At 60.7% G+C, this 25,948-nt stretch carries 27 protein-coding genes and 1 riboswitch; of the genes, 13 read left to right on the forward strand and 14 right to left on the reverse strand.

Features of this window, described 5'->3' with window-relative positions; translation table 11 throughout:
• Position 1 precedes the first annotated feature (1 nt).
• Genes CAF87_RS25480 through CAF87_RS25495 form a run of 4 tightly spaced genes read right to left on the reverse strand, consistent with a single transcriptional unit; the run spans position 2 to position 3,426 of the window.
• A complete protein-coding gene (locus CAF87_RS25480; protein WP_085700578.1) occupies positions 2-727 on the reverse strand; it encodes an urea amidolyase associated protein UAAP1 in 726 nt (241 codons plus the stop codon).
• Between the two features lie 12 nt (positions 728-739).
• Positions 740-1,528, reverse strand: a complete 789-nt coding sequence (locus CAF87_RS25485; protein WP_085729989.1) for an ABC transporter ATP-binding protein — start codon at positions 1,526-1,528, stop codon at positions 740-742.
• Positions 1,525-2,340, reverse strand: coding sequence for an ABC transporter permease (locus CAF87_RS25490; RefSeq protein ID WP_085729990.1), 816 nt, complete (start codon positions 2,338-2,340; stop codon positions 1,525-1,527). Before CAF87_RS25490 ends, CAF87_RS25485 begins: the two co-directional genes overlap by 4 nt.
• 18 nt (positions 2,341-2,358) lie before the next feature.
• Positions 2,359-3,426 (reverse strand): putative urea ABC transporter substrate-binding protein, encoded by a 1,068-nt coding sequence (locus CAF87_RS25495; protein WP_085729991.1) that lies wholly within the window; start codon positions 3,424-3,426, stop codon positions 2,359-2,361.
• 63 nt (positions 3,427-3,489) lie between these two features.
• Positions 3,490-3,590, reverse strand: a riboswitch (guanidine-I (ykkC/yxkD leader).
• Positions 3,591-3,874: 284 nt separating this feature from the next.
• Here CAF87_RS25495 and CAF87_RS25505 point away from each other — a divergent pair.
• Positions 3,875-4,141: a hypothetical protein gene (locus CAF87_RS25505; RefSeq protein WP_085729992.1), complete on the forward strand. Its 267-nt coding sequence runs from the start codon at positions 3,875-3,877 to the stop codon at positions 4,139-4,141.
• Between the two features lie 178 nt (positions 4,142-4,319).
• A complete protein-coding gene (locus tag CAF87_RS25510) occupies positions 4,320-4,709 on the forward strand; it encodes a hypothetical protein (RefSeq protein WP_085729993.1) in 390 nt (129 codons plus the stop codon).
• Between the two features lie 52 nt (positions 4,710-4,761).
• Here the strand turns inward: CAF87_RS25510 and CAF87_RS25515 are convergent, their stop codons facing one another.
• Positions 4,762-5,874 (reverse strand): enoyl-CoA hydratase/isomerase family protein, encoded by a 1,113-nt coding sequence (locus tag CAF87_RS25515; RefSeq protein WP_085729994.1) that lies wholly within the window; start codon positions 5,872-5,874, stop codon positions 4,762-4,764.
• Positions 5,875-6,006: 132 nt separating this feature from the next.
• Between CAF87_RS25515 and ung the strand changes: the two genes are divergently transcribed.
• A complete protein-coding gene (gene ung, locus CAF87_RS25520) occupies positions 6,007-6,702 on the forward strand; it encodes a uracil-DNA glycosylase (protein WP_085710669.1) in 696 nt (231 codons plus the stop codon).
• Positions 6,703-6,705: 3 nt separating this feature from the next.
• On the opposite strand, the gene CAF87_RS25525 is transcribed toward ung, so the two are convergent.
• From CAF87_RS25525 to CAF87_RS25545, 5 genes are read right to left on the reverse strand one after another with little or no spacing between them, the layout of a single operon-like run.
• Positions 6,706-7,737, reverse strand: coding sequence for an AbrB family transcriptional regulator (locus CAF87_RS25525; RefSeq protein ID WP_085729995.1), 1,032 nt, complete (start codon positions 7,735-7,737; stop codon positions 6,706-6,708).
• Positions 7,730-9,244, reverse strand: a complete 1,515-nt coding sequence (locus CAF87_RS25530; RefSeq protein WP_085729996.1) for a tripartite tricarboxylate transporter permease — start codon at positions 9,242-9,244, stop codon at positions 7,730-7,732. The genes CAF87_RS25525 and CAF87_RS25530 overlap by 8 nt, the downstream gene beginning before the upstream one ends.
• A gap of 1 nt (position 9,245) precedes the next feature.
• Complete coding sequence (locus tag CAF87_RS25535; RefSeq protein WP_085730118.1) at positions 9,246-9,704, reverse strand: tripartite tricarboxylate transporter TctB family protein; 459 nt, start codon at positions 9,702-9,704, stop codon at positions 9,246-9,248.
• Positions 9,705-9,762: 58 nt separating this feature from the next.
• Positions 9,763-10,740, reverse strand: a complete 978-nt coding sequence (locus CAF87_RS25540; RefSeq protein ID WP_085710228.1) for a tripartite tricarboxylate transporter substrate binding protein — start codon at positions 10,738-10,740, stop codon at positions 9,763-9,765.
• 39 nt (positions 10,741-10,779) lie between these two features.
• Entirely contained in the window at positions 10,780-12,072 is a 1,293-nt protein-coding gene (locus CAF87_RS25545) for an OprD family porin (protein ID WP_085729997.1), read from the reverse strand.
• Between the two features lie 237 nt (positions 12,073-12,309).
• Here CAF87_RS25545 and CAF87_RS25550 point away from each other — a divergent pair, with 237 nt between their 5' ends.
• Together CAF87_RS25550 and CAF87_RS25555 are read left to right on the forward strand one after the other, a co-directional pair.
• Positions 12,310-12,981 (forward strand): response regulator, encoded by a 672-nt coding sequence (locus CAF87_RS25550; protein WP_085729998.1) that lies wholly within the window; start codon positions 12,310-12,312, stop codon positions 12,979-12,981.
• Positions 12,974-14,359, forward strand: coding sequence for a sensor histidine kinase (locus CAF87_RS25555; protein WP_085729999.1), 1,386 nt, complete (start codon positions 12,974-12,976; stop codon positions 14,357-14,359). Before CAF87_RS25550 ends, CAF87_RS25555 begins: the two co-directional genes overlap by 8 nt.
• 2 nt (positions 14,360-14,361) lie before the next feature.
• Here CAF87_RS25555 and CAF87_RS25560 read toward each other — a convergent pair whose 3' ends face one another.
• Complete coding sequence (locus CAF87_RS25560) at positions 14,362-15,183, reverse strand: HDOD domain-containing protein (protein ID WP_085730000.1); 822 nt, start codon at positions 15,181-15,183, stop codon at positions 14,362-14,364.
• Between the two features lie 35 nt (positions 15,184-15,218).
• The gene (locus CAF87_RS25565; RefSeq protein ID WP_085730001.1) at positions 15,219-16,160 is read right to left on the reverse strand and encodes a folate-binding protein YgfZ; all 942 of its coding nucleotides are present in this window, start codon (positions 16,158-16,160) and stop codon (positions 15,219-15,221) included.
• 149 nt (positions 16,161-16,309) lie between these two features.
• Between CAF87_RS25565 and CAF87_RS25570 the strand changes: the two genes are divergently transcribed.
• Together CAF87_RS25570 and CAF87_RS25575 are read left to right on the forward strand one after the other, a co-directional pair.
• Positions 16,310-16,564 carry a succinate dehydrogenase assembly factor 2 gene (locus CAF87_RS25570; protein ID WP_065257636.1) on the forward strand — a complete coding sequence of 85 codons (255 nt, stop codon included), beginning with the start codon at positions 16,310-16,312 and terminating at the stop codon, positions 16,562-16,564.
• A complete protein-coding gene (locus CAF87_RS25575; RefSeq protein WP_085730002.1) occupies positions 16,548-17,000 on the forward strand; it encodes a protein YgfX in 453 nt (150 codons plus the stop codon). Before CAF87_RS25570 ends, CAF87_RS25575 begins: the two co-directional genes overlap by 17 nt.
• Here CAF87_RS25575 and nadB read toward each other — a convergent pair.
• On the reverse strand, positions 16,969-18,585 hold the full coding sequence (gene nadB / locus CAF87_RS25580; protein ID WP_085730003.1) for an L-aspartate oxidase: 1,617 nt from the start codon (positions 18,583-18,585) through the stop codon (positions 16,969-16,971). The two genes, CAF87_RS25575 and nadB, sit on opposite strands and share 32 nt — an antisense overlap.
• A 558-nt stretch (positions 18,586-19,143) precedes the next feature.
• Here nadB and rpoE point away from each other — a divergent pair.
• The 4 genes from rpoE to CAF87_RS25600 all read left to right on the forward strand — a co-directional run bounded on the left by rpoE (position 19,144) and on the right by CAF87_RS25600 (position 22,971).
• On the forward strand, positions 19,144-19,725 hold the full coding sequence (rpoE, locus tag CAF87_RS25585; RefSeq protein WP_003172477.1) for an RNA polymerase sigma factor RpoE: 582 nt from the start codon (positions 19,144-19,146) through the stop codon (positions 19,723-19,725).
• 31 nt (positions 19,726-19,756) lie between these two features.
• A complete protein-coding gene (locus tag CAF87_RS25590; protein ID WP_085730004.1) occupies positions 19,757-20,344 on the forward strand; it encodes a sigma-E factor negative regulatory protein in 588 nt (195 codons plus the stop codon).
• A gap of 8 nt (positions 20,345-20,352) precedes the next feature.
• Positions 20,353-21,315, forward strand: a complete 963-nt coding sequence (locus CAF87_RS25595; RefSeq protein WP_085710237.1) for a MucB/RseB C-terminal domain-containing protein — start codon at positions 20,353-20,355, stop codon at positions 21,313-21,315.
• 207 nt (positions 21,316-21,522) lie between these two features.
• Positions 21,523-22,971: a DegQ family serine endoprotease gene (locus CAF87_RS25600; protein ID WP_085730005.1), complete on the forward strand. Its 1,449-nt coding sequence runs from the start codon at positions 21,523-21,525 to the stop codon at positions 22,969-22,971.
• 77 nt (positions 22,972-23,048) lie between these two features.
• Here CAF87_RS25600 and CAF87_RS25605 read toward each other — a convergent pair whose 3' ends face one another.
• Complete coding sequence (locus CAF87_RS25605; RefSeq protein WP_085730006.1) at positions 23,049-24,482, reverse strand: M48 family metalloprotease; 1,434 nt, start codon at positions 24,480-24,482, stop codon at positions 23,049-23,051.
• A 97-nt stretch (positions 24,483-24,579) separates the two neighbouring features.
• Between CAF87_RS25605 and CAF87_RS25610 the strand changes: the two genes are divergently transcribed.
• The gene (locus CAF87_RS25610; RefSeq protein ID WP_007963279.1) at positions 24,580-24,819 is read left to right on the forward strand and encodes a sulfurtransferase TusA family protein; all 240 of its coding nucleotides are present in this window, start codon (positions 24,580-24,582) and stop codon (positions 24,817-24,819) included.
• A gap of 32 nt (positions 24,820-24,851) precedes the next feature.
• The gene (locus CAF87_RS25615) at positions 24,852-25,922 is read left to right on the forward strand and encodes an AI-2E family transporter (protein ID WP_085730007.1); all 1,071 of its coding nucleotides are present in this window, start codon (positions 24,852-24,854) and stop codon (positions 25,920-25,922) included.
• The last annotated feature ends 26 nt before the right edge of the window (positions 25,923-25,948 follow it).

Genomic DNA, 25,948 nt, shown 5'->3' on the forward strand with positions numbered 1-25,948 from the left:
CTCAGGCGAACAAACGGTCGGTGTTGATAAAGCCGCGCTCGTTCTCCGGGCGCGAGGTACGGCAGTGCTCGGCGACGCTCGGGTCGGCGTTCATCCAGCTCAGCTTCAGCGGTTTGGGCGCGTATTGCGGCGACGGATCCAGCGGATGTTGCAGGGCTGTGAGCACAACCAGGGTGTCCATCGGTGCATAGAGTTCGATGTAGTCACCGGCCTGCGAATGGCCTTCGACAAAGTGCAAACGCCCGCTGTCGTCGACGTTGACCCGGCTGAACAGGTTGAGGGTCATCAGCAGGTCGGACAGGCCCAGCCCCCACTTGCCGAGCTCCACCAGCAGGTTGTCGGTGCCGTTGCGAAAGAAGCCGTTGCGCAGTTCCTGATAGCGACCCTGGCCGTATTTCTCCGCGACTTCCTCGGCGCACAGCACACCGCCGAGACTGTCACTCCAACCGCAGGTATCCGCCGTGATCGCCGCCAGCACGCGGCCCATGTCCGAGTAGAGGCAATGGCCCGCGGTCAGCTTGGCGGTGTGTTGACATTTGAGGCTGTCGGGCAGGTTCAGGCGCTCGGTTTTTTCGTTGGCGTTGAGCAAGGTCAGGCTGACGTTGGCACCACCGCGCAGATCCGTCAGGCGCAGCAGCTGCCCGCGTTTCAAGACGAAGGAGCGATGGCCGCCGCCGGGCAGGGTTTCTTCGGCGAAGGGTGGGAAAATTCGGGTTGAATCAGTCATGGAAGGTTCCTCTCAAGCGGTTCGAAGGGCGCTTGCCAGTTGCACCGGCAGGGCGTCGACGGCGGCGCGTTGGGCACGGCGGTCGCTGTTCAAAGGGATGTCGTAAGTGATCCGGGCGCCATAGGCACCGGGGGCGTGCGGGTCGAGGCGGACCTTGTCGAACACCAGCAGACGGGTGCCGAGGCTGAAACCTTCGGACAGGTCGTGGGTGACCATGAACACGGTCAGTTGCGTCTCGCGCCACAGCTCCAGCAGCAGCGCGTGCATGTCCTTGCGAATGCCCGGATCGAGCGCGCCGAACGGTTCGTCGAGCAGCAACACGCGCGGCCTCATGATCAACGCTTGGGCGATCGCCAGCCGCTGTTGCATGCCGCCGGACAGTTGCGCCGGGTACTTGTCCAGCGCATGGCCGAGGCCGACTTTTTGCAGCAGCGCCGTGGCCTGTTCGCGGGCGTCGCGTTTGGCGCGGCCGAACAGACGCCCGAGCAGTGGCGCCCGGGGCAGTTCGAGGCCGAGGGCGACGTTGTCCAGCACGCTCAAGTGCGGGAACACCGAGTAGCGCTGGAAAACCACGCCACGGCTGGCATCCGGTTCGCGGGCCAGTGGCTGGCCGTCGAGCAGAATCTCGCCGCGACTGGCGGTTTCCTGACCGAGCAGCAGGCGCAGGAAGGTCGATTTACCGCAGCCCGAAGCTCCGACCAGCGTGCAGAACTCACCCTCATTGACGTTGAGGTTCAGCCCTTCAAGCACCACTTGGTCGGCGTATTGCTGCCAGACGTTTTTCACTGTGATGAAGCTCATTTGGCTGCCCCCTCATACCAGGGGAATGCACGCCGGGTCAGGCACTTGAGGCCCCAGTCCATCAGCCAGGCGAGCAGGGTGATCCACACCACGTACGGCAGAATCACATCCATCGCCAGGTAACGACGCACGAGGAAAATCCGGTAGCCCAGACCGTCGGTGGAGGCGATGGCTTCGGCGGCGATCAGGAACAGCCACGCCGAACCGAGCATCAGCCGCAGTGAAATCAGCAGGCGCGGCAACAGCTGCGGCAGAACCACGCGCAGCATCAGGGTCCAGGTCGAGGCGCCGAGGGTCTGCGCCTTGATCAGCAGTTCGACCGGAATGTCCCGCGCGCGCTGTTCCAGATCACGGGCGAGAGCCGGGGTGATACCGATCACGATCAGCATCACCTTCGACAGCTCGCCGAGGCCGAAGACGATGAACAGAATCGGCAGGATCGCCAGGGGTGGCACCATCGATAACACCGTCAGCATCGGCGACAACGGTGCGCCGAACAGCGGCAGGGTTCCAGCCGCGATGCCCAGGCACAGCCCGGCCAGCGCGGCGATACCGAGGCCGATGACCAGGCGTTGCAGGCTCGCGGCGGTGTCCTGCCAGAGCAGATATTCACCGGTGCGGCTGTCGGCATTGAATGCCAGGCGCTTCACCGCATCGGTCATCTGCACGGCACTGGGCAGCAGTTTGTCGTTGGGGTTCTCCGCCAGACGCTCGGCCGAGCCCATGAAATAGGCGAACAGCACCAGGGCGAACGGCAGGATCACCAGCAGCAGGCGACTCGGGCGATCCGGGTGGCGATTGATCAGGCGCATGGCCAAATCCTCCGTGGCTTACAGCTTGGCGTCGGCGGCCATCTGCACGTAGGTCGGATCGAAACGCAGCTTGAGATTGCCGGTGTCGCCGCTGGTCACGCCGTTGGCGAAGGTCATGCCGACGGCACTGGTGTCCCTGGCGCCTTCGCCGAGCAAACCGTGCTGGAACGAGAACTCGGCGACCCTGCGCATGGTTTCCGGCAGTTGCTTGCTGGTCGCGAACGCCAAGGCTTCTTTGGGTGTGGCGAACAGTCTGGTGGTGTCCAGTTGCGCCTGGAATCCGGCCAGATCAGTGCCCGACGCTTTGGCCATATGTTCCAGCGCCGCTTTACTCGCAGCGTTTTTCGCGTTCATCAGCTCGACCACTTCGAACCACGCGCCGGTCAGCGCCTTGCCCAGCGCCGGGTTGTCTTTGAGGGTGGCGCTGTTGACCACCATCATGTCCATGATTTCGCCGGGGATCTGGCTGGAATTGAAGACTTCGGTCACGCCGGGTTTGGCCTTGATGTCCGAGAGCATCGGGTTCCAGGTGGTGACGGCGTTGACCTGCTCGGTGTTGAAGGCGGCGGAAATGTCGGCGTCGGAGGTGTTGACCACTTTCAAGTCTTTCTCGGTCAGGTCGACCGAGTCCAGCGCGCGGGCCAGCAGGTAATGCGAGACCGACAGTTCGACCAGGTTGACGTCCATACCCTTGAGGTCGGCAACTTTCTTGCCCTCGCCTTTGAGAACGATGCCGTCGTTGCCGTTGGAGAAATCGCTGACGATCAGCGCGGTGCTGTCGACGCCGCCGGCGGCCGGGATGGTCAGCGCGTCCATGTTGGTCATGGTGCAGCCGTCGAACTGACCGGCGGTGTACTGATTTATCGATTCGACATAGTCGTTGAGCTGGACCACATCGATTTTGATCCCGTATTTCTTCGCCCATTTATCGACGATCCCTTGGCTGCCGACATATTCCCATGGCATCCAGCCGGCGTAGATCGTCCAGCAGACACTGAAGTGGTCTTTCTGCGCGGCGGGGGATTGGGTGCTGACGAGCGCGGCGAACGCGGCGGCGAGCAGGGCGGGCAAACGTAGTCGGGACATGGTGGCTTCTCCAGTTGATCGAGGGCGGACAGGAAGGCAACGCGGCACCGCGAACGGTGGCTTGTCTCCCGGGCTTTTGTCCCGCCGTGTAACCTCAACTGGAGGTCGCCAACTCTCGGACCAGCCACTCGCAGATGCGAGCCGGAACCCTAGTCAGCCATTGCAAATTGTGGTGCCGCGAACCTGTGATGACTCCTGCACGGGTTTGCTGAAGCGAGAGGCGTGCCAAGTCGCGGCGAGCCTTCTGCTACGCGGCTTGCGGGTGGAGGGATTCGGTTGGCAGGTGGCGGCGACGCTTTGTGTTGGTGCGCGCCTGCACCGTGATGCAGCGTAATGGCCGCTGATCCGATGCTCGGTGGGGCATGGGCACTCGGTAGCGGTTAGCCAGTCAAAACTGATGTCAGCCGGTCTGTGCCGACTGCTGTCACAGGTCTTCCAGGAGGCCGTCATGAGTACTGCAAAATTGCTGCGTCGGGCGCTGCTGGGAGCAGTGCTCGGTCTGGGGCTGTCCGGCTGTTATTACTACGGTGGCGGCTACGATGCCTACCCCGCAACCTATTACTATCCCGGCTATTACTCTCCCTATTACTACGGTGGCTATTACGGCCCGCGCTACTACGGTGGCGGTCGCTATTACTACTACGGTGGCCATGGTTATCGCGGAGGGTACGGGCGGGGTTATCACGGCGGTGGATACCATGGAGGCCACCACTAATCAGCGGCTGAATGGCGGCGTTTGCGGATGAACAAGATTTCATGAATCACTTGTATCAAGTTGTTACTGAAACGCACCAGATTCCGAAAACGCTGTCAGATATTTCGTCAGTCGCCGAATGAAAGACTGACGCCTGCCAGCGTCGCTGGTGTGGCTACCCGCGGTCCAGGAGGCCGCCATGTATCGCCGAATTCTTCTGCTTGCCGTGATGCTTTTTTCGATTGGCGGTTGCGTCCCTTACTCCTACGGAGATGGCTACTACACCTCAGAGGTCTACACCTCCCAATCTCCTTCGTACTACAACAGCGGTGGCACTTATTACAGCGGCGGCAGCACCTATTATTCGGCCCCGCGCTACTACCAGCCAGCGCCACGTTATTACCAACCGGCGCCACGTTATTACTCGGCGCCCCGGTACTACCAACCGGCCCCGCGCTACTACGAGAGCCGCCGCTGGCATGGCGATGATCGTGGACGCTGGGATGGCCACCGTCGTGGTGGCTGGGACGATCACCGCGGTCGTGGTAACTATGACCGCGGTGATCACTGGCGCGGTAACCGCTGGTAACCAACCGCAAAAAAAGCGGCGCATTGAGCGCCGCTTTTTTTATGCCCGGATTTCAGTAACTGGACAGATCCGCCAACGGATGCCTTCCCTCCCACACCTTGTGAAAGTGCGCCTCGACCACCGCTTCCGGCACCCGGGCGATGTCCGGCCAGTGCCAGTGCGGTTTGTGGTCCTTGTCGATCAGTCGTGCCCGGACCCCTTCGCTGAACTCCGGATGCCGGCAGCAATTGAGGCTCAGGGTGTATTCCATCTGAAAGACTTCGGCCAGCGACAAGTGGCGGGCGCGAACGATCTGTTCCCAGACCAGATGCGCGGTCAGTGGCGAGCCTTCGCTCATGGTTTTCGCGGCACGGGCAATCAACAGGTCGCTGCTGTCGCGATGCAGGCTGAGGGCTTTCCAGGCGCAGGTCACGTCGCTGACATCCAGCCATTCATCGATCTGCTGCCGCCGCGGCAGCCATTGCGCCTCAGGCATTTGCGCCACGGCTTCCTGCTGCAGCGCCTTGAGCAGGCTGTTGAGCTGCATGGCGGTCTGTTCCTGCCAGTTCAACTGCAACAAACCGTCGATCAGTTCCTGTTGCTGTTCGTCGAGCAGGAAGCGATCGGCCAGATCCAGATCAATCGCATCGCGACCGTTCAAGTGTGCGCCGGTCAAACCCAGGAACAAACCGAGCTTGCCCGGCAGGCGCGACAGGAACCAACTGGCACCGACATCCGGGTACAGGCCGATACTGATTTCCGGCATCGCCAGACGACTGCTCGGCGTGACGATCCGGATGCTCGCGCCTTGCAAGAGACCCATGCCGCCGCCCAGCACATAACCGTGGCCCCAACAGATCAACGGCTTCGGGTAGGTGTGGAGGCTGTAGTCCAGCCGATATTCAGCATTGAAAAACTGTGCGGCCAGCGGCGGCACTTCGCCGGGATGGGCGCGACAGGCTTCCACCAGACTGCGCACTTCGCCGCCGGCACAGAAGGCCTTGGCGCCATTGCCGCGCAGCAGCACGCAGACGATTTGCGGATCCTTGGCCCAGGTGTTCAGTTTGTCGCTCAGGGCGTGGATCATCGGCAGGGACAGCGCGTTGAGCGTCTTTTCGGCATCCAGCGTGGCCACGCCGATGCGCGCGCCGTCGGTGCCGGTGAGTTCTTCGAAGTGCAGATTCATCGTGACCTCGATCGGGAATTTGAACGATCAGTATGATCGCTGTGTGGGAAAGTGCCGGATCTGCGTCAGATCAATTGACAAGCGTGGTCGGCTTTCCTAGGGTTCGCCCCATTGTTTTTGCCGGGTATGACCATGACTGCTGACGACCGTATCAAACTCGAACCGAGCTGGAAGGAGGCACTGCGTGCCGAATTCGACCAGCCCTACATGGCAGAGTTGCGCAATTTTCTGCAGCAGGAGCGGGCGGCCGGCAAGGAAATCTATCCGCCGGGACCGCTGATTTTCAATGCGTTGAATTCCACCCCGCTGGACAAGGTGAAAGTGGTCATCCTCGGCCAGGACCCGTACCACGGCCCGGGCCAGGCCCACGGCTTGTGCTTCTCGGTGCAGCCGGGGGTACCGGCGCCGCCTTCGCTGGTCAACATCTATAAAGAGTTGAAGCGCGACCTCAACATCGACATCCCCAACCATGGCTATCTGCAGAGCTGGGCCGATCAGGGCGTGTTGATGCTCAACACCACCATGACCGTCGAGCGCGCTAACGCCAATGCGCACAAGGACAAGGGCTGGCAGTTTTTCACCGACCGGATCATCGAAGTGGTCAGCCAGCGGCAACCGCATCTGGTGTTCATGCTCTGGGGCTCCCATGCCCAGAGCAAACAGAAGCTGATCGACGCCACCAAGCATCTGGTACTGACTTCGGTGCACCCGTCGCCGCTGTCGGCCTATCGCGGCTTCCTCGGCTGTGGGCATTTCAGCCGCACCAACAAGTTCCTGGAGCAGAACGGCGAAGCGCCGATCGAGTGGCGTCTGCCGTCAGTGGTCTGATTCTCAAGGATGGCGGTTCCAGTATTTGAACAACGGTTCCGCCAGAAACAACACGAACAACAGCCGCATCACCTGCATCGCCGTTACCAGCGGTACCGACAGTTGCAAGGTTTCCGCCGTCAGGCTCATCTCCGCAATGCCGCCGGGCATCATGCCGAGGGTCAGTGATCGCAGATCCAGATGCGTCATTGCACTCAGTCCCAACGCCGCCAGTGTCGCTATCAACATGGTCAGCGCCGTACCGATCAACGTGCGCCCCATGAACGACGGCGCTCGGCGGAAGAACTGCCGGTTGAAGTGACAGCCCAATCCGCTGCCGATCAGCCACTGACCAATCTGACTGCCACCATTGGGCAGGCCGATGTGCAGATCCCAGCCGATGCTCACCGCCGCGCTGACCAGCAACGGCCCGAACAGCCACGGATTGGGCTGGCGCAGACGTTGCCAGAGCCACGCGAGCAAACCGCCCGCCGGAAAAAGAATCGCCAGCCAGCGCCAATCGACGCTGCCGGCGTGAGAAATCGGGGCACCATCGCCCAGCAAATATTTGAAGGCCGCCGGCACACACAGCACCACCACCAGCACCCGCAGACTTTGCCCGGCCGCGACATGGCTGAGCATCGCGCCGTTGCGTGCGCCGAGGTTGACCATCTCGCCGGAGCCGCCGGGCATGCTGGAGAAGAATGCCGTGGCGCGATCCTCACCGGTGCGGCGCATCAGCCACACACCGACCACCGCTGACAGGCTGGTGACCAGCGCGCCGAAGAAGATCAGGCCGAAATGGCTCAGTACCTGCTCCATCACCAGCGGGGTGAAGTGCAGGCCGATGCCGATCCCGACGATCCACTGGCCGCACTTGCGGCCGCCAGGGATTTCGGTGAGTTGCCACGGAGTCAGGCAGCGCACCAGGATGATCGCCAGTAACGAGCCGACCATCCACGGCAGCGGCCAGCCGATCTGGCTGGCGATGAAACCGCCAAGCAGACCGACCAGCGGGGTTCCCCACCACGCTTTAAGGGAGAGCCGATCAGACATCGGCGATAGCGCGTTGCGCGGCCGAGCGTTTGCGCCAGATGCGCAGCAGTGGCATCAGCAACATGATCGCGGTCAGCACCCAGACGCCGAAGGTGATCGGGCTCGACCAGAGAATCTCCAGCGCACCGTTGGAGATCGACAGCGCCCGGCGCAGGTTCTGCTCCATCAGACCACCGAGGATGAACCCCAGCAGGACCGGCGACAGCGGGAAGTCCAGTTTGCGCAGGATGTAGCCGAAGATGCCGATGCCGACCATCAGGAACAGGTCGAACGTGGTTGCATGCACGGCGTACACACCGATCCCGGTAATGATCGCGATCACCGGCACCAGCGCCCAGTTCGGCACGGCGAGGATGCGGGTGAAGATGCGGATCATCGGGATGTTCAGGATCACCAGCATGATGTTGGCGATGAACAGCGAGGCGATCAGGCCCCAGACGATGTCCGGTTGTTGCTGGAACAGCAGTGGGCCCGGGGTGATGTTGTACAGCGACAGCGCGCCGATCATTACCGCCGTGGTACCCGAACCCGGAACACCGAGGGTCAGCATCGGCACCAGCGCGCCGCAGGCGGAGGCACCGATAGCCGTTTCTGGCGCAGCGAGGCCGCGCGCGTCGCCCTGACCGAACTTGCCGCTGGCTCCGGCGATGCGTTTCTCGGTCATGTAGGCCACGGCACTGGCCAAGGTCGCGCCGGCGCCAGGCAATACGCCCATGATGAAACCGAGCAGGCCGCAACGGATGTTCACCACGAACACCGACGCCGCTTCCTTGAAGTTGAACATCATCCGCCCGGTGGCTTTCACCGCTTCCTGGCCGCGATGGGTTTTCTCCAGCAGCAGAAGGATTTCGCTGATCGAGAACAGGCCCAGCACCAGCACCACGAACTGAATGCCGTCGGTCAGGTGAATGTTGTCGCCGGTAAAACGGTACACGCCGCTGTTGGCGTCGATGCCGACACTGGACAGGAACAGACCGATCAACGCCGCAATGAACGTCTTCAGCGGTCGGTCACCGGCCATGCCGCCGAGGCAGACAATCGCGAACACCATCAGTACGAAATATTCCGCCGGCCCGAAGGCAATCGCCCATTTCGCCAGCAGCGGCGCGAACAACACCATGCCGCAGGTGGCGATGAACGCACCGATGAACGAGCTCCACGCCGACAGCGACAGCGCGACCCCGGCCAGACCCTGGCGGGCCATAGGGTAGCCGTCGAGGGTGGTCATCACGGTGGAGGCTTCGCCGGGAATGTTCAGCAGGATCGAGCTGATCCGGCCGCCGTATTCGCAACCCAGGTACACCGCTGCCAGCAGGATCAGCGCCGACTCCGGCGGCAAGCCGAGGGCGAAGGCGATGGGAATCAGCAACGCCACACCATTGATCGGGCCCAGGCCCGGCAACAGGCCGACCACGGTGCCGATCAGCGTACCGGTCAGCGCCGTGACCAGGTTGTACGGGCTCAGCGCGACGCCGAAGCCCTGTCCCAAATATCCGAGCGTATCCATATCAGTTCTCCAGAACGTCGAGCAGGCCGAGGGGCAGCGGTACGTCCATCAGACGGTCGAACAGCAGGTACAGACCGATGGCCATCAGCGTGGTCACCACGATGCTGGGCAACCAGCGGCCGCCGTACAGGCGCGCCATCGGGATGCCGATCAGGCAACTGCTGAGGATGAAGCCCAGCGGTTCGAACAGACCGGCGAACACCAGCAGCAACAGCACGCAGATGCCGATCTTGGTCAGGGTTTCGCGGTCCAGCGGCGGCTCGTCTTCACTGTGTTTTATCGGTGCCGGGCGAAACACCATGTACAGCAGCGCCAGGCTCATCAGGCCAAGCATCAGCAGGGGAAACGCCCGCGGGCCGACCGGCTCGTAGGAAAACGCAGCCTGATAAGGCCACGCCATCAGTGCCAGGCCGGCACAGGCCAGCAGCAACACCGAGGCAAAAATGCGTTGAATCAGCATGAGGAACTCCTGGGCCATGACCTCGATGCGCGAGGCCATGGCCGCTAGACAGAGACGATCACTGGATCAGGCCGAACTCTTTGGCCAGCACTTTGTAATCCGCGACTTGCTTCTTCACGTAGGTGTCCAGCTCCGGGCCGGTCATGGCGAACGGGAACAGTTCACGCTGATCACGCAGCTTGGCGAACTCTTCGGAAGCCAGCAGTTTGTCGAAGGCACCTTTCCACCAGGCGTAGTCTTCATCGCTGACTTTCGGCCCGAGGTAGAAGCCGCGAACCACCGGCCAGACAATGTCGTAGCCTTGCTCGCGAGCGGTCGGGATGCCTTTCATTTCCGGCTCGTCGAGGCGGTTTTCAGCGAACACGGCCAGCAGGCGCATGTCGCCGCTCTGGATGTGCGGCATGGAGTCGGAGATGTCGGTGCTGCCGACCTGGATGTGGCCGCCGAGCAGGGCGGTGGCGATCTCGCCGCCACCTTCGAGGGCGACGTAACGCAGGTCGCGCGGGTTGATCCCGGCGGCTTTGGCGATCAGTGCGGTCTGCATCCAGTCCTGGCTGCCGACGGTGCCGCCGGAACCGATGACCACGGCACTCGGATCTTTCTTCAGTGCCTGAACGAGATCATCAAGGGTTTTGTAGGGCGAGTCGCTTTTCACTGCGATGGCACCGTAGCTGGTGCCGACCGCCGCCAGCCAGCGCACGTTGGTTTCATCGAAACGACCGAACTTGCCTTGCGCCAGGTTCAGCAGCGAACCGCTGGACCAGGCCACCAGCGTACCGGCGTCCGCCGGGCGCTGAGCCACGACGGCGTTGTACGCAACAGCACCGACACCGCCGGGCATGTAGGTCACGCGCATTGGTTTGGTCAGCAGCTTTTCGTTGACCAGCGCGCTTTGCGCCAGTTTGCAGGTCAGGTCGAAACCGCCGCCGGGGGAGGCCGGGGCGATGCATTCCGGGCGCTTGGGTTCGGCCATCAGTTGGCCGGCGAACAGCATGACGCCAGCGGCCAGAGCAACTTTACGCAGTGATAAGTTCATCTAAGTCTCCTTGGGAGTTGTTGTTATGGACGTACTGAATTACCAAAGGGCAACGCTGTAGCTCACCAGCAGACGCACTTCATCGGCATCGCGAGCGGAGTAGTTGGAACGGTAAGTGGCATTACGCAAACGCACGGCAACGTCCTTCAGGGCGCCGCTTTGTACTACATATTTGATCTCGGTGTTGCGCTCCCACTCTTTGCCTTCGTCACCGTTCTTGAGCTTGATGTTGTCACCGCTCAGGTAGCGGCTCATGAAGCTCAGACCGGGGATGCCGAGTCTGGCGAAGTCGAAGTCGTAACGGGCCTGCCACGAGCGTTCTTCGGCGCCGGCGAAGTCGTTGATCTGCACGAAGTTGACCAGGAACGGGTCGCTGCCATCGACATACGGGAACGCGCTGTCGCCGGACATGTGCTGATAACCGGCGGTGAACTTGTGGCCGCTCAGGGCATAACTGACCAGACCGTTGAGCGAGCGGTTATCGATCTTGCCGCCACGGGCTGCACCCTGATCGTCACTGACGGCGAAACGCAGGTCGGTGGCGAAGGTGCCCGGACCCATCGGCCGCGAGGCGACCAGTCCGAAGAAGTGCTGGTTGTAGACGTCGTCGAGTTGGGCGAAGTGGTAACTGCCGGTGATCTTGTCGGTGAACTTGTAGTCCACGCCGGCAAAATCGAAGTGCTTGCCGGCGACGGTGCCGGCGAAACGGCCGTTCTTGTTGTTGAGGGCAATGTCCTCGAAATCGGTGCTGTCGCGGTCCTTGGCTTTTTCCAGGCGCCCGCCGGTGAAGGTCAGGTTCTTGATCTCTTTGGAGGTCAGCAAACCACCTTCGAACGTCTGCGGCAGGATGCGCCCGTCGTTCGGCTTGAGGATCGGCAGTTCCGGAATCAGGCTGCCGATTTTCAGTTCGGTGGCGGAAATCTTCATTTTGCCGGTCAGGCCGACCTTGGAATATTCGTCCGCTGCGCGCCCGTCATCATGGGTCGGCAGCAGGCCGGTGCCGGTACGGTCCGGGCTCGAATCGAGCTTGACCCCCAGCATGCCCAACGCGTCGACACCAAACCCCACGGTGCCGTCGGTATAACCCGATTGCAGATTGAGCATGAAACCCTGGGCCCACTCGTCGCGCTTGGACTGCTGGGCACTGGTGCCGTCGCGGAAGTCGCGGTTGAAATACATGTTGCGGGTTTCGAAGGTGGCAGAACTGTCTTCGATGAAATCGGCGTAGCTCATCGGTGCGAAACCGGCGAGGGCGGCGGCACTGGCAAGGGCGGTGTGGCTGAAACGGGAAGGACGAACAGGCGTATGAGCCTTGGTCTGCAAGGACGGCATGCGGGGTGTACTCCGTTTATTGTTCTTATTGGTCGAAAACGCTTCGAGGCGTTTTTCTTATCGCTGTGTGGCATCAGCGACGGCAGTCGGAACTGTCCGTGGGCCGACTCTAACGGCCCAACCTTTCGCTAACCTTTCAGCGGACTTTCCCGGATTTCGGGCTTCACAGCGGCGGTTGCGGCTGTAAACTCCGCGGCAAAGAGTGGCGTCGGCCATCCCTGAATGAGGTAGAGATCCATGCGTGTTCTGCTCGTCGAAGACCATTTGCCACTGGCCGAAAGTGTCGCCCAGGCGCTTAAGAGCACCGGTCTGACCGTGGACGTGTTGCACGACGGCGTGGCCGCTGACCTGGCCTTGGGCAGCGAGGAGTACGCGATGGCGATTCTCGATGTCGGCCTGCCGCGCATGGACGGATTTGAAGTGCTGGCACGCCTGCGGGCCCGGGGCAAGAACCTGCCGGTGTTGATGCTGACAGCTCGCAGCGACGTCAGGGATCGAGTTCATGGGCTCAATCTCGGGGCCGACGATTATCTGGCCAAACCGTTCGAACTGACCGAGCTTGAGGCTCGGGTCAAAGCCCTGTTACGTCGCAGTGTACTCGGCGGCGAACGTCAGCAGCGTTGTGGTGTACTGGCCTACGATCTGGATACTCGACGCTTCACCCTCGGCGAAGAACTGCTGACGTTGACGTCCCGCGAGCAAGCGGTGCTTGAGGCTTTGATTGCGCGTCCGGGCCGGGTGATGAGCAAGGAGCAACTGGCGTCGCAAGTGTTCGGCCTCGACGAGGAGGCCAGTCCCGACGCCATCGAAATTTACGTGCATCGTCTGCGCAAGAAGCTCGACGGCCAACCGGTGGCCATTGTGACCTTCCGTGGCCTTGGCTACCTGCTGGAAAGCCGTGATGCATAAGCCCAGCAGCCTGCGCTGGCGGTTACTGTGGAACCTCGCGCTGTTGCTGGTGGTGTTGATGCTGGCCAGCGGCCTGAGCGCTTACTGGAACGGTCGCGAAGCTGCCGACACCGCTTATGACCGCACCTTGCTGGCGTCGGCGAGGACCATCGCCGCCGGCCTTTCGCAACGAGATGGCAGTCTCAGTGCCGACGTGCCTTATGTGGCCCTCGACACCTTCGCCTATGACAGCGCAGGGCGCATCTATTATCAGGTCAACGACATCCATCAGAAGCTGATTTCCGGCTATGAAAACCTGCCGGGCCCACCGCCTGGGACACCAAGAACCGACAGCTACCCGGCGCTCGCGCGTTTTTATAACGCCACGTATCAGGGCCAGAACGTGCGCGTCGTCAGTCTGTTGAAAGCCGTGACCGAACCGAACATGAACGGCATGGCGGAAATTCGCGTTGCCGAGACTGACGAGGCGCGCGTCAGCATGGCCCGCAGTCTGGCGGCCGACACTTTGTTGCGACTGGGCATGCTGGCAATCGGCGCATTGCTGCTGGTGTGGTTTGCCGTCAGCGCGGCGCTGCGTCCGATCGAGCGTTTGCGCACGGCGGTGGAAGAGCGTCAGCCCGACGATCTGCGGCCCTTGCCGCTGGTGGAGGTGCAGCACGAATTGTGGCCGTTGGTGCGGGCGCTCAATCACTTCACCGAGCGCCTGCGCGGGCAGTTCGAGCGGCAGGCGCAATTCATCGCCGATGCGGCCCACGAACTGCGCACACCGCTGGCGGCGCTCAAGGCGCGACTTGAGTTAGGGCTGCGCTCAAGCGAGCCGCAGACCTGGCGCGACACATTGGAATCATCGGCCCAAAGCACGGATCGGCTGACCCATCTGGCCAACCAGTTGCTGTCGCTGGCCCGGGTGGAAAACGGCGCCCGGGCGATTGCCGAGGGCGGCGCGCAGTTGCTTGATCTGAGCCAATTGGCCCGTGAGCTGGGCATGGCCATGGCGCCGCTGGCTCATGCGCGCGGCGTGGCGTTGGCACTGGAAGCGGACGAACCGGTCTGGCTGCGCGGCGAGCCGACATTGCTCAACGAACTGCTGAGCAATCTGGTGGACAACGCGCTGGCGCACACGCCGTCGGGGGGCAACGTGATATTGCGAGTGAAGTCGCCGGCGGTGCTGGAGGTTGAAGACGACGGCCCGGGCATTCCGCAGGATGAGCGTGACCGGGTGTTCGAGCGTTTCTACCGGCGCAATCAGCAAGTCGCCGGTTCCGGGCTGGGGCTGGCGATTGTCGGGGAAATCTGTCGCGCGCATCTGGCGCAGATCACGCTGCATGATGGCGAGCAGGCGGGGTTGAAGGTGCGGGTCAGCTTTATTGCCGGCTGAGATCAGTAAAACATCGACCGCGACTCTTCCAGGTCGGCACACAGCACTTTGTTGTCCGGATCGATCCCCAGTTTGCGGAAGGCTGGCACGCTGAAAGGGTCGATGCGGGCTAGGGGATGGTCGGTGTCCTTATGGCAATACAGGCTGGCCACTTGTACCAGATCCACGTAATCGATCTGCAACGAATCGCGCTTCAAGTCCTCATACAGCCCCGGCAACTCCACCAGCCGCTCGGGGAACTCCCAGACCCGCAGCAACTTGTCGCCCAGCAGCGGATGAATGTGGTCGATCACGTGGTTGAGGCTGACCGGGTCGGACAGCAATTCGTAGTGGTCTTCGGCGTAGGTCAGGATCGGCAGCACACCGATCTGGTGCACCAACCCGCCCAGCGCGGCCTGGTCGGGCTTGAGCTGGGTATAACGGCGGCACAGTGCGTAGCTGACACCGGCGATTTCCAGGCTCTTGCGCCAGACTTCGCGCATTTTCTGTTCGACCACTTCAGAGCGGGCGTGGAAGATTTGCTCCATTACCAGACCGATCGCCAGGTTGCTGCTGTAGTTGACGCCCAGACGGGTGATCGCCGTGTGCAGGTCGGTGACTTCCTGGGTCGCACGCAGCAGCGGGCTGTTGACCACTTTGATCAGGCGCGCCGAGAGCGCCGTGTCGCGGCCGATCACTTTGCTCAGGTCGCTGACGCTGATGTCCGGGTCTTCGGCGGCCTTGCGAATCTGCAGGGCCACTTCCGGTAACGTTGGCAGAACCAGGTCATCGTTATCGATGGCCTCAACCAAATCCTGTTGGACCTTATCCGCCAGATCACTCATGTCATTTCTCTAGGGTGTTGCAACAAATGCTGCGATCAACGCTGGATTTCGCGGTCGCGATCCAGTTCGTAAGGCAGGTCGAGCAAGTGCAGCGCCGGGCCTTCGGCCGTGCCCAGATGCAAATCGCCTGCCTCGGCAGCTTCGGCCTGCAACACCGCCAGCAGTTCAATATTTTTCTCGGCGTGGGCGGCCAGCACCACTTCGCCGATGGAGCTGCCGTGGCTCGGGGCGAACAGCGGGGTGCCCGGCTCCGGCAGTTCGCTGGCGTCCAGTTGTACGCGGTACAGGCGACGTTTGAGTTTGCCCAGGTACTGCATGCGCGCGACGATTTCCTGGCCGGTGTAGCAGCCTTTCTTGAAACTAACGCCGCCGACGGCTTGCAGATTGAGCATCTGCGGAATGAACAGTTCGCGGGTGCTCGGCATGACCTGGCCGATACCGGCACGGATCTGGCCCAGCAGCCATTGATTGAGTTTGGCTTCGGTCAATTGCGCAGACAGCTTGCCTTTGATGGCATCGGCTTGATCGGCTGGCGCCCAGAGTTCGGCGCGGTCGGGGGAGACGCGAATCGCGATCAGCCCTTCGTGGCGAACCACGCTGTCAGTGTCCGCCGGCAGTTCCAGACCCAGGCTACTCAGGGCTGCATCCCCATGCTCCAGACCGAAACGCACCCATGAGGCACTTTCGTCGGTCAGTTTCGATTTGGAAAACACCGCGTACTTTTTCAGATCCGCCAGTTGCGGCTCCAGCAACTCGCCGGCCATCGCCAGCAGCACGCCGTCGCCCTCGAGCACAATGCGGAAACTCGACTGCATGCGGCCCTTCTGCGTGCAGCGGGCGCCGAGGCTGGCCCGGTCGTCACTCAGGTAATTGATATTGCAGGTCAACTGGCCTTGCAGGAATTTGCCGGCATCCGCGCCGCGAACCGCGAGAACGCCTTCATGAGTCAGGGTGCAGAAAAAAGCAGAATCGGCCATGGGTCATCGCAGGGTAAATAGACTGGGGCACATCATAAGGGGGTGGTGTTGAAATGGGTAGTTGATAAAGGATCGGTGGTGCCCGACCAAAGCCGACTGTTCGGCCCGTCTCGGGCCTGTATACTTGCGGCCTATTTGAGGAGCGCTCCATGGTCGAACAAGTTGAACTGAATCGCCTCTTTTGGCACAGCCGCCGCGGCATGCTCGAGCTTGACGTGTTGCTGGTGCCGTTCGTGAAAGAGGTCTACTCGAATCTGAATGAGGTGGACCGCGCGCTGTATGTCCGCCTGCTGGAATGCGAGGATCAGGACATGTTCGGCTGGTTCATGGAACGCAGCGAGTCCGAAGATCCGGAGCTGCAACGCATGGTTCGCATGATTCTGGATCGTGTCCAGCCCAAGTAACACGTTCGAATGCCGCTGGCAGGCCTCACGGCAATTGCTGGCGGCGTATCTCCTGGCCCAGGCGCTCTCCCTGTGCGCTTTGTTTCTGTTTGTCATCCCTTTCTGGGTCAGCCTGCTCGGTGGCGTTGCCTGCCTGATCCATGCGGCGTGGGTGTTGCCCCGCGAGATTCTGCTGAGTCATCCCAAGGCATTCTGCGGATTGCGCCGCTGCGCCGATGGCTGGCAATTGTGGAATCAGTCCGATGGTTGGCAGCCGGTGCAGTTGCGCCCGGACAGTCTGGCGCTGCCATTGATTGTGGTTTTGCGCTTTCGATTGCGTGGGGAGTGGCGGGTCAGGTCGATCTGCGTGCCCCGGGATGCGCAGGCGGCGGATCTGCACCGACGCCTGCGGGTACGCCTCAAGTTCAGCCGGCGTAGGTGGGCGGCACCAGAATAGTGTCGAGCGCCTCGGGCAGCAGGTCCGGGTAATCGAGGGTGTAATGCAGGCCTCGGCTCTCCTTGCGCTCCATGGCTGAGCGGATCATCAGTTCCGCTACTTGTGCCAGGTTGCGCAACTCGATCAGATCGCGGCTGACTTTATAGTTGCTGTAGAACTCGTCGATTTCGTCCAGCAACAGACGCACGCGGTGTTGTGCGCGTTGCAGGCGTTTGTTGGTGCGCACGATGCCGACGTAGTCCCACATGAAACGCCGCAGCTCATCCCAGTTGTGCGCGATGATCACGTCTTCGTCGGAGTCGGTCACCTGGCTCGCATCCCAGGCGGGCAGGGCGCGGGGAATGGCAATGTCGGACAGTTGTTCGAGAATATCCGCGGCTGCCGAACGGGCATAAACGAAGCACTCCAGCAGCGAGTTGCTGGCCATGCGGTTGGCGCCGTGCAGGCCGGTGAAGCTGGTTTCACCGATGGCGTACAGTCCGGGCACGTCGGTGCGGCCCTGTTGGTCAACCATGACGCCGCCGCAGGTGTAGTGCGCCGCCGGTACGACCGGAATCGGCTGTTTAGTGATGTCGATGCCGAATCCGAGGCAGCGCTCGTAAACCGTCGGGAAGTGCGTCTTGATGAACGCTTCGGGTTTGTGGCTGATGTCGAGATAGACGCAATCGACACCCAGACGCTTCATCTCATGGTCGATGGCCCGGGCGACGATGTCCCGGGGCGCCAGTTCGGCGCGCGGGTCGAAACGCTGCATGAAACGCTCGCCGTTCGGCAGCTTCAAATGCGCGCCTTCGCCGCGCAGGGCTTCGGTGATCAGGAAACTCTTGGCCTGCGGGTGATAGAGGCAGGTGGGATGAAATTGATTGAATTCCAGGTTCGCCACCCGGCAGCCCGAACGCCAGGCCATGGCGATGCCATCACCACAGGCGCCGTCGGGGTTGCTGGTATAGAGGTAGACCTTGGCGGCGCCGCCGGAAGCCAAGATCACAAAGCGTGCGCCGTAGGTGTCGACTTCGCCGGTCTTGCGGTTGAGCACGTAGGCGCCGAGGCAACGGTCGCCGTTCAGTCCCAGGCGCCGTTCGGTGATCAGATCGACCGCTACGCGCTGTTCCAGCAGTTCAATGTTCGGGCGCTGTTTTGCCTGGGCCAGCAAGGTTGTGAAGATGGCCGCGCCGGTGGCATCGGCGGCGTGGATGATGCGGCGGTGGCTGTGGCCGCCTTCGCGGGTGAGATGGAACTCGAATCCGCCGTCTTCAGTCCCGGACTGTTCATCACGGGTGAACGGTACGCCCTGGTCAATCAGCCACTGGATCGCCTCTTTGCTGTGCTCGACAGTGAAACGTACCGCATCTTCATGGCACAAACCGCCACCGGCATTGAGTGTGTCATCGACGTGGGATTCGACAGTGTCGGTGTCGTCCAGCACGGCCGCGACGCCACCCTGGGCCCAATAGGTCGAACCGTTGGCGAGATCGCCCTTGCTCAATACGGCGATGCGCAAGTGACCGGGCAGGGTCAGCGCGAGACTCAAACCGGCAGCGCCGCTGCCAATCACCAAAACATCGTGTTGAAACTGTTGGCTCATTTCAGGATTCCGCTCAAAGCGACCCGGGTCGGGGTTGGCGCAAGACAGGCGGATGGGCGAGTCGAGACAGCCACACAGCCCACTAGTATATAGAGGGGTGGGGCGGCACAATAGCCGAGCCGATATGGCATTGTGAAACTACCGTGACGGAAAAATCCGGACGTTTTGTCGGATGTTTTTTTCACAGGTTTTGGGAAAAAGCGACTGTATCGCAGATGAAACACGCTTTTTCCACTCACGGTTGCCCAATGTCGGCATGGCCGGTCTATAAATATTTGGAACTTTTGCCAGAGGCCCAAGATCAATAGACGGTTGCCCGAAACAAGGGACAGTGTCGGCTTCAATGCGGAACCTGCGGTTGGGTTCTAGCCGGCGAGCCGATTAAAAGATTATTCGCGCAGCCGGTTTATCCCGCGCTGCGTTTTTCGTGCGTGCCAAATCAGAGCCCGCAGGAAACTTGCTTGGAGGGGGAGAACTTTTGCGAAAAGCCCGAGTCTATGTTTGCAAGTCCGGTCGTTTAGTCATGCAAGCTTCCTCCGAGTTTATCGAGGAGTGTTCATGCTAACCCAGGAAGAGGATCAGCAGCTGGTCGAGCGCGTTCAGCGCGGTGACAAGCGAGCTTTCGATCTGCTCGTGTTGAAGTATCAACACAAAATTCTCGGGTTGATCGTGCGTTTCGTGCACGACACCCATGAAGCCCAGGATGTTGCTCAAGAAGCCTTTATCAAGGCTTACCGGGCACTAGGAAATTTCCGCGGAGACAGTGCGTTTTATACGTGGCTTTACCGCATCGCCATCAACACGGCGAAAAACTATCTGGTTTCACGCGGCCGCCGGCCGCCGGATAGCGATGTCAGTTCCGAGGATGCAGAGTTCTATGACGGCGATCACGGCCTGAAGGACCTCGAATCTCCTGAACGTGCATTGCTGCGGGATGAGATCGAAGGCACCGTCCATCGAACCATTCAGCAACTGCCAGAGGATTTGCGCACGGCTTTAACTTTGCGCGAATTCGATGGTCTGAGTTACGAGGACATCGCGAGTGTCATGCAATGTCCGGTTGGTACCGTGCGCTCCCGGATTTTCCGCGCCCGGGAGGCCATCGATAAAGCCCTGCAGCCATTGTTGCAGGAAAACTAAAGACAGCGGCGACAGCCAAGAGAGGAACGCCATGAGTCGGGAAGCCCTGCAGGAATCGCTGTCCGCAGTGATGGATAACGAAGCGGACGAACTGGAATTGCGTCGAGTGCTCAACGCACTGGATGATGTTGAAACTCGCGAAACCTGGGCTCGTTACCAGATCGCTCGGGCAGCCATGCACAAGGATCTACTGCTCCCGCGCCTGGATCTCGCTGCGGCAGTCTCTGCTGCGCTGGAAGATGAAGCCACTCCAGCCAAAGTGTCCCGCGGTCCATGGCGCAGCCTGGGTCGTCTGGCTGTTGCAGCCTCGGTGACCGTTGCTGTTCTGGCAGGCGTTCGTCTGTATAACCATGACGAAATTGCCGGTGTCGAACTGGCGCAGCAGTCCAATCAGCCAGCGCTGGCGACTCCTCAGGTCAAGGGGCCTGCGGTGCTGGCAGGCTACAATGAGAGTTCTGAAGCCACTGGTCCTATGGTCAATGGTGTGCTGCAAGGCCAGCCAGGCTGGCACGATCAGCGTTTGCCGGGTTATCTGCGTCAACATGCTCAGCAAGCTGCGCTGAAAGGTACTGAAAGCGCACTGCCTTATGCACGAGCAGCCAGTCTGGAAAACCGTTAAGGAGGATCATGCGCGCCATACCTCTACTTTCGCTTCTGCTCAGTGGCTGGTTCATCGTTCCAGCCCACGCCGATGAGGCCCAGGATTGGCTGACCCGCCTGGGCCAGGCCGAGCAGCAGCAAAGCTTTCACGGCACATTCGTTTACGAGCGTAACGGTAGTTTTTCTACCCACAGCATCTGGCATCGCGTCCAGAACGGGCAGGTTCGCGAGCGTTTGCTCCAGCTCGACGGTTCGGCACAGGAAGTCGTACGCATTGATGGGCATACTCAATGCGTCAGCGGCACCCTGATTGCGGGGCTGGGAGATTCACCAAACTCTGCCGCTCGTCCTCTCGATCCACAGAAGCTGAAGAATTGGTATGAGCTTGCCGTGATCGGTAAGTCGCGCGTGGCCGGGCGTGACGCGGTAATTGTATCGCTGACGCCACGGGATCAGTATCGCTACGGATTTGAATTGCATCTGGACAAGGAAACGGGCTTGCCACTCAAGTCGTTGCTGCTTAACGACAAGGGCCAGTTGCTTGAGCGGTTCCAGTTCACTCGACTGGATACTGCCGAGGTTCCATCCGACAAGGATCTCCAGGCAGCCTCCGACTGCAAGCCTGTCAACCTCGACAGTGACAAGGCTTCAGCCGTCAAGACCGCGCAGGTCTGGCGATCCGACTGGCTGCCGCCGGGTTTTGAACTCACCAGCAGTTCCTCGCACAAGGACCCTGACACCAAGACCCAGGTCAACAGTCTGCTGTATGACGATGGTCTGGCGCGTTTCTCGGTGTTCCTGGAACCACTGAACGGGGCCGTCGTCACGGATACCCGGACTCAGCTGGGGCCAACGGTTGCCGTATCCCGCCGTTTGACTACGCCTCAGGGCGAGATGATGGTGACGGTGGTCGGCGAAATTCCAATCGGTACTGCCGAACGGATTGCCTTGTCGATACGCAACGATGGCGCTGCAACCAGCAAGCAGTGAGCTGATTTCAGCAGTTTTCACTTCGTGTTCGAGACATGAAATGTTTGCTGAGTATTTTCATTTGCAAATAATCCGAAAATTTTTTATAGGTCAGAGCCTCACGGCTCTGGCCTTGTTTTGTTGTTCCCGGAACAAAAATGCCGGCCTGTAGTTTCCGGTGTTCCTTGCTCCATATCGCTTAACCCTGCTCGTCGTAACGGGAGCTGTATGTCGATACCAAGCTTGAAGTCTTATCTCTCCATTGTCGCCACCGTGCTTGTGCTCGGTCAGGCTGTTCCTGCAGTCCAGGCGGCTGATGCGGCCAGTCCGGTCAACCTGCCGGATTTCACCCAGCTGGTCGAACAGGCCTCGCCTGCGGTGGTGAACATCAGTACCACGCAAAAGCTGCCGGATCGCAAAGTGAACCAGCAGATGCCGGACCTGGAAGGCTTGCCGCCGATGCTGCGTGAGTTTTTCGAACGAGGCATGCCGCCGCAACAGCGTTCTCCGCGTGGTGATCGCCAGCGTGAAGCGCAATCGTTGGGTTCGGGCTTCATCATTTCTCCGGACGGCTACATCCTGACCAACAACCACGTGATCGCCGATGCCGACGAAATTCTCGTTCGCCTGGCAGATCGCAGTGAAATGAAAGCCAAGCTGATCGGCACCGACCCGCGCTCCGACGTGGCCCTGCTGAAAATCGAAGGCAAGGATCTGCCAGTACTCAAACTCGGCAAATCCCAGGACCTGAAGGCAGGGCAGTGGGTGGTCGCGATCGGTTCGCCGTTCGGCTTCGATCACACGGTGACCCAAGGCATCGTCAGCGCCGTTGGCCGCAGCCTTCCAAACGAAAACTATGTGCCGTTCATTCAGACCGACGTGCCGATCAATCCGGGGAACTCCGGTGGTCCGCTGTTCAACCTGAACGGTGAAGTGGTGGGGATCAACTCGCAGATCTACACCCGTTCCGGTGGTTTCATGGGTGTTTCGTTCGCTATTCCGATCGACGTTGCCATGGACGTATCCAACCAGCTGAAAAGCGGTGGCAAGGTCAGCCGTGGCTGGTTGGGCGTGGTCATTCAGGAAGTGAACAAGGATCTGGCTGAATCGTTCGGTCTGGAAAAACCGGCCGGTGCGCTGGTGGCGCAGATCCAGGATGACGGTCCGGCTGCCAAGGGTGGCCTGCAAGTGGGCGACGTGATCCTGAGCATGAATGGTCAGCCGATCGTCATGTCCGCAGACCTTCCTCATCTGGTCGGTGCACTGAAGGCTGGCGCAAAGGCCAATCTGGAGGTGATTCGTGAGGGCAAGCGCAAGAATATCGAGCTGACAGTCGGCGCGATTCCTGATGAAGACAAGGAACTGGATGCCCTGCCGAAATCCGGTGTCGAGACCAACAGCAATCGCCTCGGTGTTTCGGTCGCTGAGCTGTCTGCAGAACAGAAAAAAACCTACGACCTGAAAGGTGGTGTGGTCATCAAGGAGGTGCAGGACGGTCCAGCCGCCCTGATCGGCCTGCAGCCAGGCGACATCATCACTCACCTGAACAATCAGGCCATTGGTTCGGCCAAGGAGTTCGGGGAGATCGCCAAGGCACTGCCGAAGAATCGCTCGGTATCGATGCGGGTTCTGCGTCAGGGTCGCGCCAGCTTCATCACGTTCAAGCTGGCTGAATGATCCAGTAGCGGTTGAGTAAAAAAACCGCCTCGAAAGAGGCGGTTTTTTTTGCGTCCGGAGTTTTTCCTGGAGCGGGCTTATCCCATCATGTCCTTGATCATGCGTTCCTGCTCCATCAGTTCGCGCTGACGCGCATCGATACGCGACGACAGCGGGAAGTTGCTGCCGGCCTTGCGTTTGGCGAAGTCCAGTTGCTGGATGGCCTGGCGATAATCGCCAACCAGCGCGAAGTACTCGGCGCGAGCTTGATGCAGGCCGATGATATTGCCCGACAGGCCGCGGGTCTCAGCCACCTGATACCAGACATCCGGATCGTTCGGACGTGACTTCAACAAGCCTTCCAGGGCTTTCTCCGCATCGGCGGTGCGATTCTGTTTTAGTAACAGATCGACTCGCACCTGATTCAGCGGATAGTTGCCCGGATACTGAGTCAGCATGCGGTCGACCCGAGACTGCGCCTCCGCAAGACGATTGTTGGTGATATCCAGATCGACCTGGGCGAGGTTGTAGATGAGCTCGTTCGGCGATTTTTCCAACAGTTGCTTAAGATTCTCCCGCGCTTCATTCAACTGGCCACCCTTGATCTGGGCGATCGCCAGACCATAACGGGCCACGTCGTTTTTCGGGTTCTCATCCAGCTGTGCGCGGAAACGCTTCGCGCCAAGGCCCGGGGTTTCCTCGTAGATCAGTTGCACCCGCGCGCGGATCAGTTGATAGCGCATGCTGTCCTCGATACCACCGGGCTTGGCCTGTTCCGCACGGTTGCGGGTGTCGGCGATACGCGATTCGGTTACCGGGTGAGTCAGCAGGAATTCGGGAGGCTTGGCGTCGTAGCGGTACTGGCGCATCAGGCGTTCGAACATGGTCGGCATGGCGCGCGGGTCGTAACCGGCCTTCTCCAGGTTGAGAATGCCGATGCGGTCGGCTTCCTGTTCGTTCTGGCGCGAGAAGGTTCTTTGCGATTGGATCGCCGCTGCCTGAGTACCTGCAATGGTCGCGATTCCGGCCTCACCGCCACCCGCGGCCGCAATGACGATCCCGGCCAGCAACGCGGCCATCATTGGCACCTGCATCCGCTGCGACGCCTCGACGCCACGAGCGAAGTGGCGTTGGGACAAGTGAGCCAGTTCGTGAGCCAGTACCGAGGCATATTCGCCCTCGGTCTGGGCATTGAGGAACAGGCCGCCATTGACCCCGACAATCCCGCCCGGTGCCGCGAAGGCGTTGAGCTGCGGGCTGTTGATCAGGATGAATTCCAGGCGTCGGTCGTTGACCTGGCTGGTTTCCACCAGTTTATAGACGCTGGACTCGACGTAGTCCTTGAGCTGTGGATCGTTGAGCTGTGAAACCTGGCTGCGCAGCAGCGCCAACCACGCGCGGCCCAGTTGGTATTCCTGTTGTGGCGAGACAATGGCAGAGCTGGCGTCACCGAGTGATGGCAGGTCGTCGGCGAAGCCCGGTGAGGCGAGCAGGCAAGCGAGCGTCAGCAGGGTAGGGCGCAGAAATGTCATGCACAAAGCCTTAGTCGACAAAGACCTTACTGTAGCCGGACACCGGGCTTGCGACCAGATATTCTAGGCAGCCTGACCCTCTGAACCGGAGTAACGCATGACCGATGCTGTAGCCCATGACTGTGAACTGGACGCCAGCGGCCTGAATTGCCCGTTGCCGTTGCTCAAGGCCAAGATGGAACTGAACAAGCTTCCCAGCGGTGCGGTACTCAAGGTGATTGCCACTGACGCCGGCTCGCAACGCGACTTTCGCACCTTTGCCCGGTTGGCCGGTCATACGCTGCTGCGTGAAGAAGACGAGGCGGGCGTCTACCGTTACTGGTTGAAAAAAGCCTGAAACCGACAGCGTAAAAGACCTAAGGATTATTGATGTTCAAAGTGTTACGCGACTGGATTCAGCGCTACTTTTCCGATGAGGAAGCCGTGGTGCTGGCGGTGTTGTTGTTTCTCGCCTTCACCGCCGTGCTTACCCTCGGCGGAATGCTCGCGCCCGTGCTCGCGGGGATGGTGCTGGCGTATCTGATGCAGGGGCTGGTGGTCACCCTGGAGCGTCTGCGAATGCCCGGTGGTGCAGCGGTGGGTCTGGTGTTTGCGCTGTTCATGGGCGTGCTGTTGTTGTTCATCGTCGTGGTACTGCCGTTGCTCTGGCATCAATTGATCACGCTGTTCAACGAGTTGCCGGGCATGCTCGCCAAGTGGCAATCGCTGCTGTTGCTGCTGCCGGAGCGCTATCCGCATCTGGTGTCCGACGAGCAGGTGCTGCAAGCCATTGAAGCGGCGCGCGGCGAGATCGGTAAATTCGGTCAGTGGGCACTGACATTCTCGTTATCGAGCCTGCCGTTGTTGGTGAACATCATGATCTACCTGGTCCTTGTGCCGATTCTGGTGTTCTTCTTCCTCAAGGATCGGATGATGATCGGCGAGTGGGTGCGCGGCTATTTGCCACGTGAACGGGCACTGATCACCCGGGTTGCCGAGGAAATGAACCGGCAGATCGCCAACTACATTCGTGGCAAAGTCATCGAAATCGTGATCTGTGGCGGGGTGACCTATATCGCCTTCGTCGCCCTCGGGCTGAACTACGCGGCGCTGCTGGCGTTGTTGGTGGGCGTGTCGGTGGTGGTGCCGTATGTCGGGGCGGTGGTGGTGACGGTGCCGGTGATGTTGATTGCACTGTTCCAGTGGGGCTGGAGCGATCAGTTCATCTATCTGATGGCGGTCTACGGAATCATTCAGACCCTGGACGGCAACGTGCTGGTGCCGTTGCTGTTTTCCGAAGCGGTCAACCTGCACCCGGTGGCAATCATCTGCGCGGTGCTGTTGTTCGGCGGGTTGTGGGGCTTCTGGGGTGTGTTCTTCGCGATTCCGCTGGCGACGCTGTTCAAGGCTGTGCTTGATGCGTGGCCGCGCAAGGAACCGGTGGTGGCGCCATTACTCTGAAAGCGATTCGGCGCCCGCAAGGGCGC

This window comes from Pseudomonas sp. R38(2017) (assembly GCF_002112395.1).
Taxonomy (GTDB): Bacteria; Pseudomonadota; Gammaproteobacteria; order Pseudomonadales; family Pseudomonadaceae; genus Aquipseudomonas.